This is a genomic window from Actinomycetospora atypica (genome assembly GCF_042653685.1).
Taxonomy (GTDB): Bacteria; Actinomycetota; Actinomycetes; order Mycobacteriales; family Pseudonocardiaceae; genus Actinomycetospora; species Actinomycetospora atypica.
Map to the genome: position 1 here is coordinate 113,852 of NZ_JBHSIV010000010.1, position 15,650 is coordinate 129,501.

15 protein-coding genes are annotated in these 15,650 nt (G+C 74.8%); 6 read left to right on the plus strand and 9 right to left on the minus strand.

All coding sequences use genetic code 11. The annotated features are described in order from the left end of the window. Positions 1–13: 13 nt before the first annotated feature. On the plus strand, positions 14–1,072 hold the full coding sequence (gene ligD, locus ACFPBZ_RS12010) for a non-homologous end-joining DNA ligase (RefSeq protein WP_378036280.1): 1,059 nt from the start codon (positions 14–16) through the stop codon (positions 1,070–1,072). A 4-nt stretch (positions 1,073–1,076) separates the two neighbouring features. Here the strand turns inward: ligD and ACFPBZ_RS12015 are convergent, their stop codons facing one another. Continuing rightward, positions 1,077–2,828 (minus strand): ABC transporter ATP-binding protein, encoded by a 1,752-nt coding sequence (locus tag ACFPBZ_RS12015; protein WP_378036281.1) that lies wholly within the window; start codon positions 2,826–2,828, stop codon positions 1,077–1,079. A 102-nt stretch (positions 2,829–2,930) separates the two neighbouring features. Here ACFPBZ_RS12015 and ACFPBZ_RS12020 point away from each other — a divergent pair, with 102 nt between their 5' ends. Next, positions 2,931–3,530, plus strand: a complete 600-nt coding sequence (locus tag ACFPBZ_RS12020; RefSeq protein WP_378036282.1) for a dihydrofolate reductase family protein — start codon at positions 2,931–2,933, stop codon at positions 3,528–3,530. A 7-nt stretch (positions 3,531–3,537) separates the two neighbouring features. Here ACFPBZ_RS12020 and ACFPBZ_RS12025 read toward each other — a convergent pair whose 3' ends face one another. Beyond that, positions 3,538–3,852 (minus strand): DMT family transporter, encoded by a 315-nt coding sequence (locus ACFPBZ_RS12025; protein ID WP_378036283.1) that lies wholly within the window; start codon positions 3,850–3,852, stop codon positions 3,538–3,540. Between the two features lie 340 nt (positions 3,853–4,192). Between ACFPBZ_RS12025 and ACFPBZ_RS12030 the strand changes: the two genes are divergently transcribed. After that, on the plus strand, positions 4,193–4,387 hold the full coding sequence (locus ACFPBZ_RS12030) for a hypothetical protein (RefSeq protein ID WP_378036284.1): 195 nt from the start codon (positions 4,193–4,195) through the stop codon (positions 4,385–4,387). Positions 4,388–4,403: 16 nt separating this feature from the next. Here the strand turns inward: ACFPBZ_RS12030 and ACFPBZ_RS12035 are convergent, their stop codons facing one another. From ACFPBZ_RS12035 to ACFPBZ_RS12045, 3 genes are all read right to left on the minus strand, one after another. After that, a complete protein-coding gene (locus ACFPBZ_RS12035; RefSeq protein WP_378036285.1) occupies positions 4,404–4,571 on the minus strand; it encodes an RGCVC family protein in 168 nt (55 codons plus the stop codon). After that, positions 4,568–5,497 carry an NAD(P)H-binding protein gene (locus tag ACFPBZ_RS12040; protein ID WP_378036286.1) on the minus strand — a complete coding sequence of 310 codons (930 nt, stop codon included), beginning with the start codon at positions 5,495–5,497 and terminating at the stop codon, positions 4,568–4,570. Before ACFPBZ_RS12040 ends, ACFPBZ_RS12035 begins: the two co-directional genes overlap by 4 nt. A gap of 167 nt (positions 5,498–5,664) precedes the next feature. Beyond that, positions 5,665–6,462, minus strand: a complete 798-nt coding sequence (locus ACFPBZ_RS12045; protein ID WP_378036287.1) for a PfkB family carbohydrate kinase — start codon at positions 6,460–6,462, stop codon at positions 5,665–5,667. Positions 6,463–6,626: 164 nt separating this feature from the next. Between ACFPBZ_RS12045 and serA the strand changes: the two genes are divergently transcribed. Beyond that, entirely contained in the window at positions 6,627–7,832 is a 1,206-nt protein-coding gene (serA, locus tag ACFPBZ_RS12050; protein ID WP_465251513.1) for a phosphoglycerate dehydrogenase, read from the plus strand. Between the two features lie 121 nt (positions 7,833–7,953). Here serA and ACFPBZ_RS12055 read toward each other — a convergent pair whose 3' ends face one another. The 3 genes from ACFPBZ_RS12055 to ACFPBZ_RS12065 all read right to left on the minus strand — a co-directional run bounded on the left by ACFPBZ_RS12055 (position 7,954) and on the right by ACFPBZ_RS12065 (position 11,385). Beyond that, complete coding sequence (locus ACFPBZ_RS12055; RefSeq protein WP_378036289.1) at positions 7,954–9,267, minus strand: MFS transporter; 1,314 nt, start codon at positions 9,265–9,267, stop codon at positions 7,954–7,956. Positions 9,268–9,278: 11 nt separating this feature from the next. Further along, positions 9,279–10,109, minus strand: a complete 831-nt coding sequence (locus ACFPBZ_RS12060) for an IclR family transcriptional regulator (RefSeq protein ID WP_378036290.1) — start codon at positions 10,107–10,109, stop codon at positions 9,279–9,281. A 97-nt stretch (positions 10,110–10,206) separates the two neighbouring features. Beyond that, positions 10,207–11,385: a cytochrome P450 gene (locus tag ACFPBZ_RS12065; protein WP_378036291.1), complete on the minus strand. Its 1,179-nt coding sequence runs from the start codon at positions 11,383–11,385 to the stop codon at positions 10,207–10,209. Between the two features lie 122 nt (positions 11,386–11,507). Between ACFPBZ_RS12065 and ACFPBZ_RS12070 the strand changes: the two genes are divergently transcribed. Both ACFPBZ_RS12070 and ACFPBZ_RS12075 read left to right on the plus strand, forming a co-directional pair. Beyond that, entirely contained in the window at positions 11,508–12,710 is a 1,203-nt protein-coding gene (locus ACFPBZ_RS12070) for an aromatic ring-hydroxylating dioxygenase subunit alpha (protein WP_378036292.1), read from the plus strand. After that, the gene (locus ACFPBZ_RS12075; RefSeq protein WP_378036293.1) at positions 12,707–13,681 is read left to right on the plus strand and encodes a PDR/VanB family oxidoreductase; all 975 of its coding nucleotides are present in this window, start codon (positions 12,707–12,709) and stop codon (positions 13,679–13,681) included. The genes ACFPBZ_RS12070 and ACFPBZ_RS12075 overlap by 4 nt, the downstream gene beginning before the upstream one ends. A gap of 24 nt (positions 13,682–13,705) precedes the next feature. On the opposite strand, the gene nhaA is transcribed toward ACFPBZ_RS12075, so the two are convergent. Then, entirely contained in the window at positions 13,706–15,580 is a 1,875-nt protein-coding gene (gene nhaA / locus ACFPBZ_RS12080) for a Na+/H+ antiporter NhaA (protein WP_378036294.1), read from the minus strand. Positions 15,581–15,650: the final 70 nt, after the last annotated feature.

Here is a 15,650-nt window from a genome sequence, read left to right on the forward strand (position 1 = left end):
TCGCCCCGGCGTCATGACCTGCACGGTAGCCTCCGCAGCCGTGGCCCGGTCCCCGGCAGTGGAGCTCGAGGTCGGGGAGCGCGCGGTGCGCGTGACGAACCCCGACAAGGTCTATTTCCCCGAGCGGGGGATCACCAAGCGCCAGGTCGTGGAGTACTACCTCGCGGTGGCCGACCCGCTGCTCGGCGTCCTGCGCGACCGGCCGACCCACCTCAAGCGCTTCGTCGACGGCGTGACGGGCGAGTGGTTCTACCAGAAGCGCCTGGCCAAGGGCGCGCCCGACTACGTCGAGACCGTCCAGGTCCGCTTCCCCAGCGGTCGCGCCGCCGACGTCCTCTGTCCCACCGAGCCCGCCGTGATCGCGTGGGCGGCGAACCTCGGGACCTTCGACTTCCACCCCTGGCCGGTCCGCCGCCCCGACGTCGACGCGCCCGACGAGCTGCGCATCGACCTCGACCCGCAGCCCGGGACCGACTTCGCCGACGCCGCCCGGGTGGCGGCCACGCTCCGGGAGGTCCTCACCGAGGCCGGCCTCGTCGGGTGGCCGAAGACCTCCGGCGGGCGCGGCATCCACGTGATGGTCCCGATCCGCCCGGAGTGGGACTTCGTCGCGGTGCGCCGCTGCGTCATCGCGATCGGGCGCGAGGTGTGCCGGCGGATGCCCTCCGCCGCCACCGTGGACTGGTGGAAGGAGGAGCGCGGCGAGCGCGTGTTCCTCGACTACAACCAGGCCGCCCGCGACCGGACGATCGCCTCCGCCTGGTCGGTGCGCGGCACCCCGCGGGCCACCGTGTCCTTCCCGCTGACCTGGGAGACGCTGCCCGACGCCGAGCCCGACGACTTCGACGTCCTGTCCGCCCCCGGCCTGCTCGCCGAGCGCGGCGACGCCTTCGCCGGCCTGCACGACGCCCCGGCCGGGCTCGAGACCGTGCTGGAGTGGGTCGAGCGCGACCAGCGCGACCACGGGCTGGGCGACATGCCCTACCCGCCCGAGTACCCCAAGATGCCGGGCGAGCCCAAGCGGGTGCAGCCGTCCAAGGCGCGGGCGGACACGACCGGCAAGGAAGCCTGACGCCTCACACCAGCAGCTGGGAGCGGGCGAGCTCGGCGTAGAGCGGGCTCGTGACGAGCAGCTCGGAGTGGGTCCCGGTCGCGGCGACCCGGCCGTCCTCGAGCACGACGATCTGGTCGCAGTCGACCACCGTCGAGAGCCGGTGCGCGACGATCAGCAGCGTCCGGTCCGCCGCGGCCGCGACGTCGATCGCGTCCTTGAGGGCCTGCTCGTTGCGGGCGTCGAGGCTGGCGGTGGGCTCGTCGAGCAGCATCAGGGACGGCTCGGCGAGCAGGGTCCGGGCGATCGCGAGGCGCTGGCGCTCCCCGCCGGAGAGCAGGACCCCGCCCTCGCCGACCGGGGTGTCGAGCCCGAGCGGGGACCGCGCGACGAGGCCCTCGAGGTTGACCGCGGCGAGGACCGCGAGCTGGTCGGCCTCGGGCACGTCGGGCGCCGCGAGCACGAGGTTCTCCCGGAGCGTGCCGGCCAGCGCGGGGGAGTCCTGCTCGACGTAGCCGAGCCGCGCGCGCAGCTCGTCGCGGGGCCGGACGCGCACGTCGACGCCGTCGACCAGCACCGCGCCGGCCGTGACGTCGTAGAACCGCTCGATCAGCGAGAAGACCGTCGACTTGCCGGCGCCGGAGGGCCCGACGAGCGCGGTCCGGGTGCCCCGCGGCACGACGAAGCCGACTCCGTGCAGCACGGCGGTGCCGTCCGCGTGGGTGAAGTCGACGTCGCGCAGCTCCAGCGCCGGGGCGGCCGCCGCTGACATCGTCGGGACGGTCCGGGCGTCGCCCGCGGACTCCGCGGGCAGGACCGCCACCTCCTCGATGCGGGCCAGTGCCCCGAGACCGGTCTGCAGCTGGGTCCAGGTCTGCGCGAGGCGGGCGAGCGGGAGCACGAGCAGGAAGAGGTACAGGACGAACGACACCAGCTCGCCGACCGTGAGGACGCCGGCCGCGACGCGGGACCCGCCGATCCCGAGCACCGCGATGAAGGAGCCCTGGGTCGCGATCGTGACGGCGGGGGAGACGACGGCCTGCAACCTCGCGGTGCGCACCCCCACCGCGTAGGCGGCGCCGGCCGCGGTGGACACGCCTTCGACCTCGCGCTCGGTGGCCCCGCTCGCCCGGATGGTGCGCACCGCCGACAGCGCGCGCTCCACGGCGGCGGTCATCTCCCCGACCCGCACCTGCGCCAGCGTCGACAGCGCCCGGATCCGCTTCGACGCCACCGCGATCACCGCCGCGCCGATCGCGACGGCCAGGAGCGTGACCCCGAGCAGCACCACGTCGACCAGCGCCATGGCGACGGCCGCGCCCACCACGATCACGATCGAGCTGACGATCTCGAACAGCCCGGAGGTGACGACGGCGCGCAGCAGCGTGGTGTCGGCGCCGATCCGCGACATGAGGTCGCCGGTGCGGCGGGCGTCGTACTGGGCCACCGGCAGCGTCAGCATCCGCTCGGCCAGCGTCCGGCGGGTCGAGAGCACGAGGCCCTCGGCGGTGCGTTGCAGCAGGAAGGACTGCAGCGCACCCACGAGCGCCCCGCCCACGAGGATCGCGACGAGGAGGGCGGCGACGGGCAGCACCGGGGCCGACTCCTGCACGGCGGTGACCACCCGCCCCACCAGCAGCGGCTGGGCCAGGGAGGTGGCGGCCGTGGCGGCGGAGAGCAGGGCGACGACGACGAGGGCCCCGCGGTGCGCGCGCAGGTAGGGCCACAGCCGACGGAAGCCCACGTCGGTGGGCGGGGGGACGCGACGACGCAGCACGCCTCGAAACTAGGCGCGCCCGGGTGTCGAAGGAGGGCCGACCCGTTCGTAGGGAGGGTGAGGGACCGGCACCGGGCCGGTCGAGCACCCACGGAGGCCGCCATGACCGCCACCTACACGTTCGACGTCTTCTCCAGCCTCGACGGCTACGGCTCCTACGACGTCTCCACCGGCGCCGACTGGGGCGGCTACTGGGGCAAGCAGGGCCCCGAGCTGCTCGACCACCGGCTCGCCTCGTTCGGCACCGCGCACCGGATGGTCTTCGGCGCCACCACCTTCCGCCAGTTCGTGGCGATGCTCGCCGGGAGCACCGAGGACTCCGAGGTGCGCGACCCCTGGGTGAACCGCATGCGGACCATGCCGACCACGGTCGTCTCGTCGACCCTCGAGGGACCCCTCGACTGGCCGGACGCGTCCGTCGCCCGCGGCGACGCCGTGGACATCGTGCGCCGGCTCAAGGACGAGTCCGACGTGCCGCTGCGCTCGCACGGCAGCCTGTCGCTGAACTGGGCGCTCATGGCCGCGGGTCTGGTCGACCGGCTGCAGGTGACGGTCTTCCCCGTCGTCACGGGCCGGAGCGGCACCGACCCGATCCTCGGCGGCGCCGACGACTTCGACCTCGAGCTGCTGGAGCACCGGACGCTCGACGGGGACATCCAGGAGCTCGTCTACCGGCCGACCCTGCACGTCCCGCGGGGCTGACGGCCGGTCAGGGGAGGAGCTTCAGCCCCACCACGCACACGACGATGCCCGCGAGCAGCAGGATCCTGGCGACCGACGCCGCCTCCTCGCCGGTCGTCATGGCGTACGCGACGGTGCCCACCGCGCCGATGCCGACCCACACCGCGTAGGCGGTGCCCACGGGCAGGTCGCGCATCGCGTACGCCAGGCCGGCCATGCTCAGCACGATCCCGACGACGAACACGGCGATGGGTCCGCCGCGGGTGAAGCCCTCGGACTTCCCGAGCGCGGTGGCCCACACCGCCTCGAACAGACCGGAGATGACCAGCACGATCCACGCCACGACGGCTCCTACGAGCGCCGTCCTGTCGGGGTTCCGGGTACGGCGTCACTCTCGTCCGGAGGCGTCCCGGGGGATCGGGACTCCTGGGCGATCGTCCCACGCGGAGCGTGCCCGGCCCGCTGGGCCTCCCCAGCGACACTGCGCCGTGTGGGCTAGCACCCGAACGGACGTGTGCGCCCTGTAAGATCGGGTAGGTCCGGCCCGGAGCACGGCTCCGGAGATCGCCGCGGGAAACCAGTGAGGGGACCGACCTCCCGGGAGCGACGTCCCGTCGGACACCGTGATCTCAGCCGTCTCCCCGGCCCCGTGGGCCGAGGCGGGCGGCCGGCGAGGAGCCATCATGCCCGCGAAGTCCCTGCGCACCAGCGAGTCCCACACGCTGGAGCTCGCTGCCCACGCCCACGCCCAGCAGATGGCCACGCGCGTCGTCGCGTCGCGGTCGACCGACGTCGAGGACTGCCGGGAGCTGCTGGGGATGCTCGGGCTGAGCGGGTCGGCGGGCCTGCCGGTGGCCGAGTCGCCCGTGCGGCGCTGACCACCGGCCCCGAGGTCTAGACGGGGGCGGCCGAGGACCGGCAGATACAGCCCCGGTCCTTCGCCGTCTCCATCGTGGCGGTGCAGAAGCGCACGCCGAGGGCGTCGTGCTCGGCCCACATGTGGGGGCACACCGAGCAGGCGCCCACGGGGCGTGTGCCGGCAACGGTCTCGGGCTCGGTCATGAGGGGTCCTTCGCGTGGTGGGTCGGCCGGGGCGTCGCCCGGGCCGCGCGGGCACGTTCGCCGAGAGCGACGAGTACGGCGTCGTCGTAGTCCATCGGCGTGAACGGGATGAGTGCCCGGATGGAGTCGTCGCGCACGACGACCTCGTTGCTCATGGAGTCGATGAGGGAGCGCCCGGTGGCGACGTCGACGTCGGTGACCAGGGAGAGCCACCGCGACGACAACGACGGGGTCAGCAGCGGCACCGGCACCACCAGCATCCGGCGGCCCTGGATGACCGCCACCCGCCGCATCATCGTCAGGTACTCGAGGACCTCGGGTCCCCCGATGTCGAAGCTGCGCCCGGTGGTCTCCGGGACCGCGAGGGTCCCGACGAGGTAGCGGACGACGTCGGCGACCGCGATCGGCTGGGTCCGGGTGCGCACCCAGCGCGGGCACACCATCGCGGGGAGGTGCTCGACGAGCTGGCGGGTCATCTCCCAGGAGATGCCGCCGTGCCCGACGACGATGCCCGCCCGCAGCACGGTGACCGGGACGCCGGCCTCGGCCAGCAGCCCCTCCACCTCGTGACGGCTGCGCAGGTGCGCCGACAGGTCGTCGTCGCGCTCCCCGAGGCCGCCCAGGTAGACGATCCGCCCGACGCCCGCGTCGGCCGCGGCCCGGCCGAAGGCCCGCGCGCCGTCGGCGTCGCGCTGTTCGAAGTCGGCACTGCCGAGGGAGTGCACGAGGTAGAAGGCCGCGTCGCAGCCGTCGAGCGCGGCCCGCAGCGTCTCCGGACCGTGGACGTCGCCGTACACGGCCTCACCCGCGCCGTCGTAGCCCGCGGGGTCGCGCGTCATGGCGACGACGGTGTGTCCGTCCGCCTCGAGGGCCGGGCCCAGCCGGGACCCGACGAAACCGGACGACCCGGCGACGAGCACCCTCATGAGCGGGCCTCGTGATCGCATGCCATGGCCGGACGCTCCTCGCCGAAGTGGTGACGGTTCGAGGGCTGCCGGCCGTCGACGGGCGGCGTCCGGGGGTCCGGTGGGCGCGCTGGTCACCGGGTGCACCCGGAGGACCCCGGCGCAAACCCACCGGGCTTCGCGGTCGCTCAGGCGTCGTCGAACGCCGCCCAGAGGACGTCGGCCGTGGGCATCCCCGCCCGGGCGCCCGCGGCCGTCGTCGCGAGCCCGGCGGCCACCGTGGCGACCGGCAGCGCGTCGGCGACGTCCTCGCCCGCGGCGAGCAGCGTCGCGAGGACCCCGACGAACGTCGCCTTCGCGCCGGCGGTGTCGCGGACCTCGACCGGGTGCGCGGGGAGCCGGCGGACCCGCCCGTCGACGGCCAGCAGCACGCCCTCACCGCCGAGGGTCACGACGACGGGGGCGCCGCTCCACGAGTGCAGCGTCGCGGCGGCCGCGGCGGGGGAGGTGTCGGCCTCGGGGCCGGCCTCCCGGCGCACCAGCTCGCCGAGCTCCTCGGCGTCGGGGGTGAGCACCGCGCCGAGGTCGAGCAGGCCGATCACGGTGGGGACCACGGGGTCGGGGTCGAGGACGCAGCGCATCCCCCGCCCGGCGGCGGTGCCGACCGCCGCCGCGACCGCCGCCGCGGGGATCGTCGTGCCGACGAGGACGGCCGCCGTCGCGGGGAGGGCGGCGAGCGCGGCCCGCACGTGGTCGGCACCGAGGTGGTCGGCCGGGGCCAGGCCGTCGGGTTCGACGAGCAGCACGCCGCCGACGTCCACGCCCTCCGCCGCCAGCGCGGCGACGTCGTCGTCCCCCGCCCCGGCGGCGCCGACCAGGTGGACCTCCGCGCCCGTCCGGGCGGCCGCCACCGCGGCGTCGGCACCCGCCCCGGGCACCGCGCCCACCACGGCGACGAGGGGGGACACCGGCTCGGCGTCGGTCACGGTCGGCTCCTCGGGGAGGGCGGGCGGGGCCGGATCATTGTGCGCCCGGGGGCGTCCGCGGCGTGACCTGTGTCGCTGTCCGGGACGGGTTCGGCCCGGTCAGGAGCGTGATGCCCTCCGCAGGGGGGCCGACACGGCGGGCGGGCGGGCCTAGGGTGCTGCGGGTGAAGGTGCTCCTGCTGGAAAACATCCACCCCGTGGCGGCCGAGGCGTTCCGCCGGGCCGGCCTCGAGGTCGACACCCGATCGGGGTCCCTCGCCGGGTCCGAACTGATCGAGGCGCTCGAGGGGGTGTCGCTGCTCGGGATCCGCTCGAACACGAACATCTCCGCCGAGACCCTCGACGCCGGCAAGGACCTCCTCGCCGTCGGGTGCTTCTGCATCGGGACCAACCAGGTCGACCTCGTCGCGGCCGCCGAGCGCGGCATCGCCGTGTTCAACGCGCCCTTCTCCAACACCCGCAGCGTCGTCGAGCTGGTGCTCGGCGAGATCATCGCGCTGGCCCGCCGGCTCACCGAGAAGACCGGGCGGATGCACGAGGGCATCTGGGACAAGTCGGCCAAGGGCAGCCACGAGATTCGGGGCCGCACGCTCGGCATCGTCGGGTACGGCAACATCGGTACCCAGCTGTCCAACATGGCCGAGGCCGTCGGGCTGCGGGTCATCTTCTACGACACCGCCGACCGCCTGGCCCACGGCAACGCCCGCCGGGTCGGCTCCCTGGCCGAGCTGCTGGCGGAGGCCGACGTCGTGAGCCTGCACGTGGACGGGCGCCCCGGGAACGCGGGCCTGTTCGGCGCCGAGCAGTTCGCCGCCATGAAGGACCGGGCGATCTTCATCAACGCCTCGCGCGGGATGGTCGTCGACTACGACGTGCTGCGCGAGAACGTGCTCTCGGGCCGGATCGCGGGCGCCGCGATCGACGTGTTCCCGGTGGAGCCGAAGGCGCAGGGCGACACGTTCGAGTCCCCGCTGCGCGGGCTCGACAACGTCATCCTCACCCCGCACGTCGGCGGGTCGACCCTCGAGGCGCAGGAGGAGATCGGCCACTTCGTGTCGACCAAGCTCCTGGGCTTCGTCCTCGGTGGCGGGACGGCGCTCTCGGTGAACCTGCCGGAGGTGGCGCCGCCGGTGCCGCCGGGCGCGTACCGCATGGGCTACCTGCACTCGAGCGAGCCGGGCGTCCTGGCCAACCTCAACCGGATGCTGGCCGACGCCGGGGCGAACGTCATCGGGCAGGCCCTGTCCACCCGGGGCGAGCGCGGCTACGTCGTCACCGACACCGACCGGCCGATCCCCGACGGCGTGCTCACCGAGCTGAACCGGGCCCCGCAGACCGTGTGGCTGCGGTTCTGGGAGCCCTCGGTCTGAGTCGGACGGCTCCTGTGCGGTGTCGGGGGCGCAAGATCATCGGGACGAGGAGGATCCGGACGCCCGGCGTCCGGATCCTCGTCGTCGTGGCGATCACGGGCGACGCGCCTAGCGGACGCCCCTAGACGGTCGCGCCCGCCGTCGCCGCGGTCCGCCGGGTGATGCGGGCGGCGAAGACGGCGCCCAGACCGGTCAGCACGGTGATGGCCACCAGGTAGACCGACGCGCCCGCCATCCCCACGGGCGAGGCCAGCAGCAGGGTCGTGATGATCGGGGCGAGCGCGCCGCCGACGATCGAGCCGAACTGGTAGCCCACCGACGCGCCGCTGTAGCGGACCTCCGTCGGGTAGCACTCGGCGGCGAGGGCCCCGGACGGGCCCCACATCGGCGCCGAGGCCCAGCGGGCACCGGCCACCGCGAGGGCGATGAGCACCAGCGACCCGCTGGCCAGCGCGGGGAGGAACAGCGCGGCGACGACCGCCGTGGCCACCGATCCCGCGACGATCGTCCGGCTGTGCCCCCAGCGGTCCGACTTCGCGGAGAACCACAGGATGATCGGGACCTCGAGCACGGCGACCACCAGGACGATCGCGATGAGGGCCGCGCGGGGCAGGCCGAGCGAGCTGGTGCCGTACTGGATGGAGTACGTCGCGGCCATGTAGCCGATGCCGGTGATCCCGGTGAACATGGCGACGCCCGCGAGCACCTGCGGGAAGTGGTGGCGCAGCACCGACGCGATGGGCAGGGCCATCGACCCGGTGCGCTTCACCGCGACGAACTCGGAGCTCTCCTCGATCTGCAGCCGGACGTAGAGCCCGACGACGACGAGCAGCGCGCTGAGCAGGAACGGGATGCGCCAGCCCCAGTCGCCGAAGGCGCCCGAGGGCAGCGCGGCGGCCAGCACGAGGAACAGGGCGTTGGAGGCGACGAGACCGAGCGGGACGCCGAGCTGGGGGAAGCTGCCGTAGAAGCCCCGCTTGTTCTCCGGGGCGTGCTCCACCGAGATGAGCACCGCGCCGCCCCACTCGCCGCCGACCGCGAAGCCCTGCACCAGGCGCAGGACCACGAGCAGGACCGGGGCGAGCGCTCCGATGGTGGCGTAGGTGGGCAGCACGCCGATGAGCGTGGTCGCCACGCCCATCGTCACCAGCGTCGTGACCAGCGTGTTCTTCCGGCCGATGCGGTCGCCGAGGTGGCCGAAGACGACGCCGCCGATGGGCCGGGCGATGAACCCGACGGCGAACGTGGCGAAGGCGGCGAGCGTGCCGGTCAGCGACGAGACGTTGGGGAAGAACTGCGGCGCGAACACCGTCACGGCGGCCAGGCCATAGATGTAGAAGTCGTACCACTCGATGGACGTGCCCACGAGGCTCGCGAGCGCGACCTTGCGGACCTCGCGCGCCGAGGGCGGGGCGGCGTCGGGTGTGGCGGTCATGGGCGGCCTCCTCAGGCGGACGGACGGACGGGTCGGCGCCCGGGGCGGGCCGCGAGGGCGTGCGAGACGCCGCTCGCGCTGGTGCGCACCAGCGGCGCGAGCACCGAGACGGGCGGGGTGCCGCGGTGGGCGACGACGGACAGGGCGGCGACGACCTCGCCGGAGGCGTCGCGGACCGGGGCGGCCACCGAGAGGGCGTCCTCGGTGACCTGGCGGTCGCTGACGGCGTAGCCGCGGGAGCGGACCGCGGAGAGGCACTCCCGGATCCGCGCCGGGTCGGCCAGCGTCCACGGGGTGTGGCGCGGGAAGGGTCCGGTGAGCACCCGTTCGACGACGTCGGCGGGGGCGTACGCGAGCAGCACCAGCCCGACGCCGGTCGCGGTCAGGGCGAAGCGGCCACCGACGCGGGTGAGCACCCGGACGGCGCGGGTGCCGGCGAGGCGCTCGACGTAGACCACCTCCTCGTCCTCCCGCACCGCGAGCTGGACGTTCTCGCGGGTGACCTGGCAGAGGTCCTCGAGGTAGGGCAGGGCGCGTTCGCGCAGGCCGGGGCCCCGCGGGGCGAGTGCGCCGACCTCGAAGAGGCGCAGCCCGATCTGGTAGCGCCCGGCGCCGTCGCGTTCCAGCGCGCCCCACGCCTCCAGGTCGGCGACGAGCCGGTGGGCCGTCGACAGCGGCACCTCGGCCCGCCGGGCCAGCTCGGAGAGCGTCATCGTCGGGCGCTCGTCGGAGAAGGCGGCGAGCAGGCGCAGGGCCCGGGCGACGACCGGGCCGGTGGCGGTGCCGCGGCCGGCCAGGGGGACGGCCAGGGGAGTGGGTGGGTCCGGGTGGGTGACGTCCATGTCAGCTCCGGGTGTGCTCGAGGGCGCGTCGGAGTATGGGCGAGGACGTGTGATCCACCCAACGCCGCTTTCCGCATGCCGGAAGGGCGAATCGGGCTCAGGCGGGCAGGAACCGGACGGGCACGGTGGCGAACCCGCGCAGCCAGTTCGACAGCCGGGGCGTCGACTCCCCGGCGGGCTCGATCCGCGCGACCCGCCGGGCGAGGGTCCCGAGCAGGGCCTCGGCCTCCATCCGCGCGATCACCTGGCCGACGCAGTTGTGCACGCCGGCCCCGAACGCGGTGTGCCCGGCGGCCCGGCGGTGCAGGTCGAACGAGTCGGCCTCCTCCCAGCGCCGCGGGTCGCGGTTGGCCGCCCCGAGCATGAGCAGGATCTTCTGGTCCGGGGCGACGACGGCGTCCCCGACCGCGACCTCCCGGGTGGCCGTCCGGCCGATCACCGGGCTCGGCGTGTGGAACCGCAGGCCCTCCTCGAACGCCGCCCGCGCGAGGCCGGGGTCGGCGTGCAGTGCCGCCCACTGCTCCGGGCGGCGCGCGAGCTCGTGGACCACCGACGCGAACGCGAGGACGGTGGTGTCGATCCCGGCGGAGAGGAACGAGCGCACCAGCAGCCCCGCCTCGTCGGGGGTGATGTCGCCGGAGTCGGCGTAGGCGTGGATCGCCGCGCCGATGCCGTCCGGCGCCAGCGCCTCGCGCCGGACCTGCCACGCGACGTACTCCCGGGCCCCGCCGGCCCGTCGCTCGGCCTCGTCGCGCAGCACGCCGGGCGGGCCCATGGACTGGAAGTTGAGGTCGGCGTAGGGCAGCAGGTGCTCGCGGCCCTCCGGCGCCATGCCGACCGCGTCGGGCAGCACCGTCATCGGGAACCGCTCGGCGACGTCGGCCGCGGCGTCGACCTCGCCCGCGGCCAGGGCGTCGTCCACGATCTGCCCGGCCGCGACGGCGAAGCGCTCGGCCAGCCCGGCAAGCGCACGGGGCTGCAGCACCCGGTTCATCACGCGCCGGGCGCGGGTGTGCTCGGGCGGGTCGGTGTCGAGCAGGAGGCTGGGCGGGCGCCAGGTCCCGCCGCGGCGGATGTCGGCGAGCCCGGTGCCCGCGGCCGAGGACCACGTCGCCGAGTCGCGGAACGCCGCACTCACCTCGTCGTGGCGCCCGGTGGCCCACAGGCCGTGGGCGGGCAGCCACACCAGCGGCGCGGTCTCCCGGATCGCCGCGTCGACCGGCAGCGGGTCGGCGAGCACGTCGAGGGCGAACGGGTCCACGTCGAGCTCCACCACGCGCACATGACACCACCGACGACGCCGCGGGAGACATCGATCTCCCGCATGCCGGAAGCGGTCGTGGCGCTCCACCCGGCCCCGTCCGCACCGTGGGACGACCGCCACCACGAGGAGCCGCCATGACCGCCCCCCTGCGCGCCGCGCCCGAGACCTTCGCCCGCCGCGAGTGGCCCCGCGCCGCCTGGTACGCCGCCGCCTACGACGTCGAGGTGGGCACGCACCTGCTCCCGCGCACCGTCGCCGGCGCCTCGCTGGTCCTGTTCCGCACGCCGTCGGGCGAGGCCCACGCGCTGGAGAACGCGTGCTGGCACCGGCTGCTGCCGCTCTCGGAGGGGAAGCTCCTGGGCGACGAGGTGATGTGCGGCTACCACGGCCTGCGCTACGACGCCGACGGCCGCTGCACGTTCATGCCCTCCCAGAAGACGGTGAACCCCTCGGCCCGCGTGCGCTCCTACCCCGTGGTCGAGCGCCATCGCTTCGTCTGGGTGTGGACCGGCGACCCCGCCGATGCCGACCCGGCCACCGTCCCCGACCTGCACTGGAACGACGACCCGGCGTGGGCCGGCGACGGGCGCCTCATCCACGTCGACTGCAACTACAAGCTCATCGTCGACAACCTCATGGACCTCACGCACGAGACGTTCGTGCACGGCGGCAGCATCGGGCACCGCTCGGTGGCCGAGTCGCCGTTCGAGGTCACCCACGGCAAGGGCACCGTCACCGTCACCCGCTGGATGATCGACGTCGAGGCACCGCCGTTCTGGGCGCGGCAGCTCGAGTGGCGCGGGGCGCCGGCGGGCACCGTCGACCGCTGGCAGATCATCCACTTCACCCCGCCCGGGACGATCGCGATCGACGTCGGCGTGGCCCCCACCGGCACCGGCGCCCCCGAGGGCGACCGGTCGCAGGGCGTCAACGGGTTCGTGCTCAACACGATGACCCCGGAGTCGGCCACCTCCACGCACTACTTCTGGGCCTTCGCCCGCAACTACGCGCTGACCGACCAGCGGATCACGACGCTGCTGCGCGAGGGCGTCAGCGGCGTGTTCGGCGAGGACGAGGAGGTGCTCGCGGCCCAGCAGCGGGCCATCGACGCCCACCCGGAGAAGGACTTCTACAACCTCAACATCGACGGCGGCGCGATGTGGGCCCGCCGCCTGATCGACCTGATGCTGGCCGCGGAGGACGACTCCTACGCTGCGGCCGGCGCCCGCGCCGAGCGGGAGATCGCCGAGCACGACCGGAGCGACCCGGGCGACGGCGCCGAGCGCGAGGTCGCGCGGGCCCGGGCGGAGGCCGAGCGCGCGCGGGCCGGGCGATGAGCACCTCCACCTTCGTCGGGGCGAGGGTCCGCGCGGTGCGGGCCGTGGCCGACGAGGTGCGCCAGGTGGAGCTTGTGCCCGACGACGGGGCCCGCGCCTACCCGCCCGGCAGCCACCTCGACCTCGCGCTGGAGATCGACGGGCTGCCGGTCGTCCGCTCGTACTCGGTGGTCGGGGCCGCGCCCGAGGACGGCGCCTACCGGATCGCGGTGAAGCTCCTGCCCGACAGCCGGGGCGGGTCCCGCCGGGTGCACGGGCTCGCGGCCGGTGACCGCCTCGAGCTGCGCCACCCCACCAGCCACTTCGAGCTCGACCCGCGACGCCCGGGCTACCTGCTGGTGGCCGGCGGCATCGGGATCACGCCGCTGGTGGGGATGGCCGAGGTGCTGGCCCGCCGCGAGGCCCCGGTGCGCCTGGCCTACGCGGGGCGGCGGCGCGCGGCGATGCCGTTCGTCGAGCACCTGCGCGGCCTGCTCGGCGACGACGCCGTGGTCACCGCGGCCGGCGAGGACGGCGAGCGTCTCGACCTCGCCGCCGAGGTCGCTGCCCTGCACCCCGACGGCGAGGTCTACGTCTGCGGGCCGCCGCGCCTGACCGACGCGGTCCGGGCGTGCTGGGCCGAGCAGGGCCGTCCCGCGCGGCGGCTGCGCACCGAGACGTTCGGGACCGGCGGGCGCCACCCCACCGAGCCGTTCGACGTCGAGGTCCGCGACCACGGCCTGACCGTGCACGTCCCGCGCGATCGCACGCTGCTCGCCGCGCTGCACGACGCCGGCGTGGAGATGGTGTGGGACTGCCTGCGCGGCGAGTGCGGGCTCTGCACGGTGAGCGTGCTCGGGGGCGACACCGTCGTCGACCACCGGGACGTCTTCCTCGACGCCGACGAGCAGCAGGAGTCGGCCCGCCTGTGCGCCTGCGTGTCCCGCGCCGTGGGCGGACGCCTCGTCGTCGACACCGGCTACCGGGCCTAGACCGACGCCCCTGGACCGACGCCCCTACACCGACTCCGAGGCCCGCAGGCGCTCCAGCTCCGCGATCAGCGTGGCCGCGTCGTGCGGGCCCTCGAGCCGGCGCGGGGGCTGCCCGGCCACGCCGAGGTAGAAGGTCGGCGTGCCGGGCAGCTCGCTGGTGCGGGCGTCGATCTCGTCGTCGACCACCCGGTTCGCCTCGTCCCCGTCGCGCAGGTCCTCCTCCAGCCGGTCGGCGTCGAGCCCGAGCGCCTCGGCGTGGCGGCGCAGCGAGTCGACGTCCAGCTCGTCGGCGTGGGCGAACAGCCGGTCGTGGGCGTCCCAGAACCGGCCCTGCCCGGCGGCCGCCTCGGCGAACTCGGCCGCCTGCCGGGCGTCGGGGTGGTAGTCGTCGAGCGGGAAGTGGCGGAACACGTAGCGCAGCTGGTCGCCGAAGTGCTCGCGGACCTGCCGGATGCCGCCGGTCGCCTTGCCGCAGAAGGGGCACTCGAAGTCGGCGTACTCGACGATCGTCAGCGGCGCGTCGACCGGCCCGCGGATGTGGTCGCGGCGCGGGTCGACCGGACGCAGCAGGTCGCGCGAGGGCCCCTCGGGCTGCGGCGAGAGCCGCGCCCCCACCCGGAAGACGACCGCGCCGAACACCAGCGCGAGCGCGGAGGCCACGAGCACCCCGACCCGGGCCTCGTCGGCGAGGGCGGGGGAGCCGGCCAGCGCGAGGTCGACGATGAACAGCGAGATGGTGAACCCGATCCCCGAGAGCGCGGCGCCGCCGGCCACCTGCGGCATCGTCAGGCCGGGCGCGAGGCCGCCGGGGCGCAGCCGGACCGCGATCGCGGTCGCCCCCGTGATGCCCACGAACTTCCCGACGACGAGGCCGAGCACGATCCCCCAGGTCAGCGGCGACCTCGCCGCGGCCGCGAGGGTGGGGCCGTCGAGGGCGACGCCGGCGTTGGCGAGGGCGAACAGCGGCACGATGATGAACGCGGTGTAGGGCTGGTAGAGCCGCATCAGGCGCTCGTTGACGCTGACGGCCCGGTCGAGCCCCAGCCGGGCCTCCCGCGCGTACTCCGGGTTGGGCGACTGCCGGAACCGCCGGGTCAGCTCCGCCGCCTGCTCCACCTCGCGGCGCTTCGGCGGGTAGACGGGCAGGAGCAGGGCGATCAGCACCCCGGCGAGCGTCGCGTGCACCCCCGACTCGTGCAGCGCCACCCACGTCACGAGCGAGACCACGAGGTACGCGCCGCCACGCCAGACCTGCAGGCGGCGCAGCTGCCAGACCATGGCGAGGCCCACGATCGCGACGACGAGCGGGATCGGGTGCAGCTCGTCGGTGTAGACGAGCGCGATGATCGCGAGCGCCCCGACGTCGTCGGCGACGGCGAGGGTCAGCAGGAAGATCCGCAGCCGCTCCGCGCGGCCCGGGCCGATCACCGCGAGGGCGCCGAGCAGGAAGGCGGTGTCGGTGGAGATCACCACGCCCCACGCCGCGGCCTCCTCGCCGCTGGGGTTGAGCAGCAGGAACAGCACCGCGGGGATCGCCAGCCCGGCGATCGCGGCGGCGAGCGGGACCGCGGCCTGCGACCGGTCGCGGAGCTCGCCGATCGCCAGCTCGCGCTTGACCTCGAGGCCGATGACGAAGAAGAACAGCGCCATCAGGCCGTCGTTGACCCAGTGCTGCAGGTCGAGGTCGATCCCCGTCCCGCCGATCGTGATCGCGATGCGGCCGTGCCAGAACGCGTCGTACGTCCAGCCCCACGGCGAGTTCGCCCAGCCCAGGGCCAGCAGCGTGGCGACGAGCAGGAACGCGGCGGCGAGCGACTCGGAGGAGTCGCCGCGGCGGGCCTCGGCGATCCGCTCGAGCACCCCCTGCATCCGGGGCCTGCGCTCCGTGGTGTCGACCATGACGAGCAGGATTCCGGACGATCCGGGCACCGCGCCAGCACCCCGGGACGTGACGGTCGTCGGAGTCGGG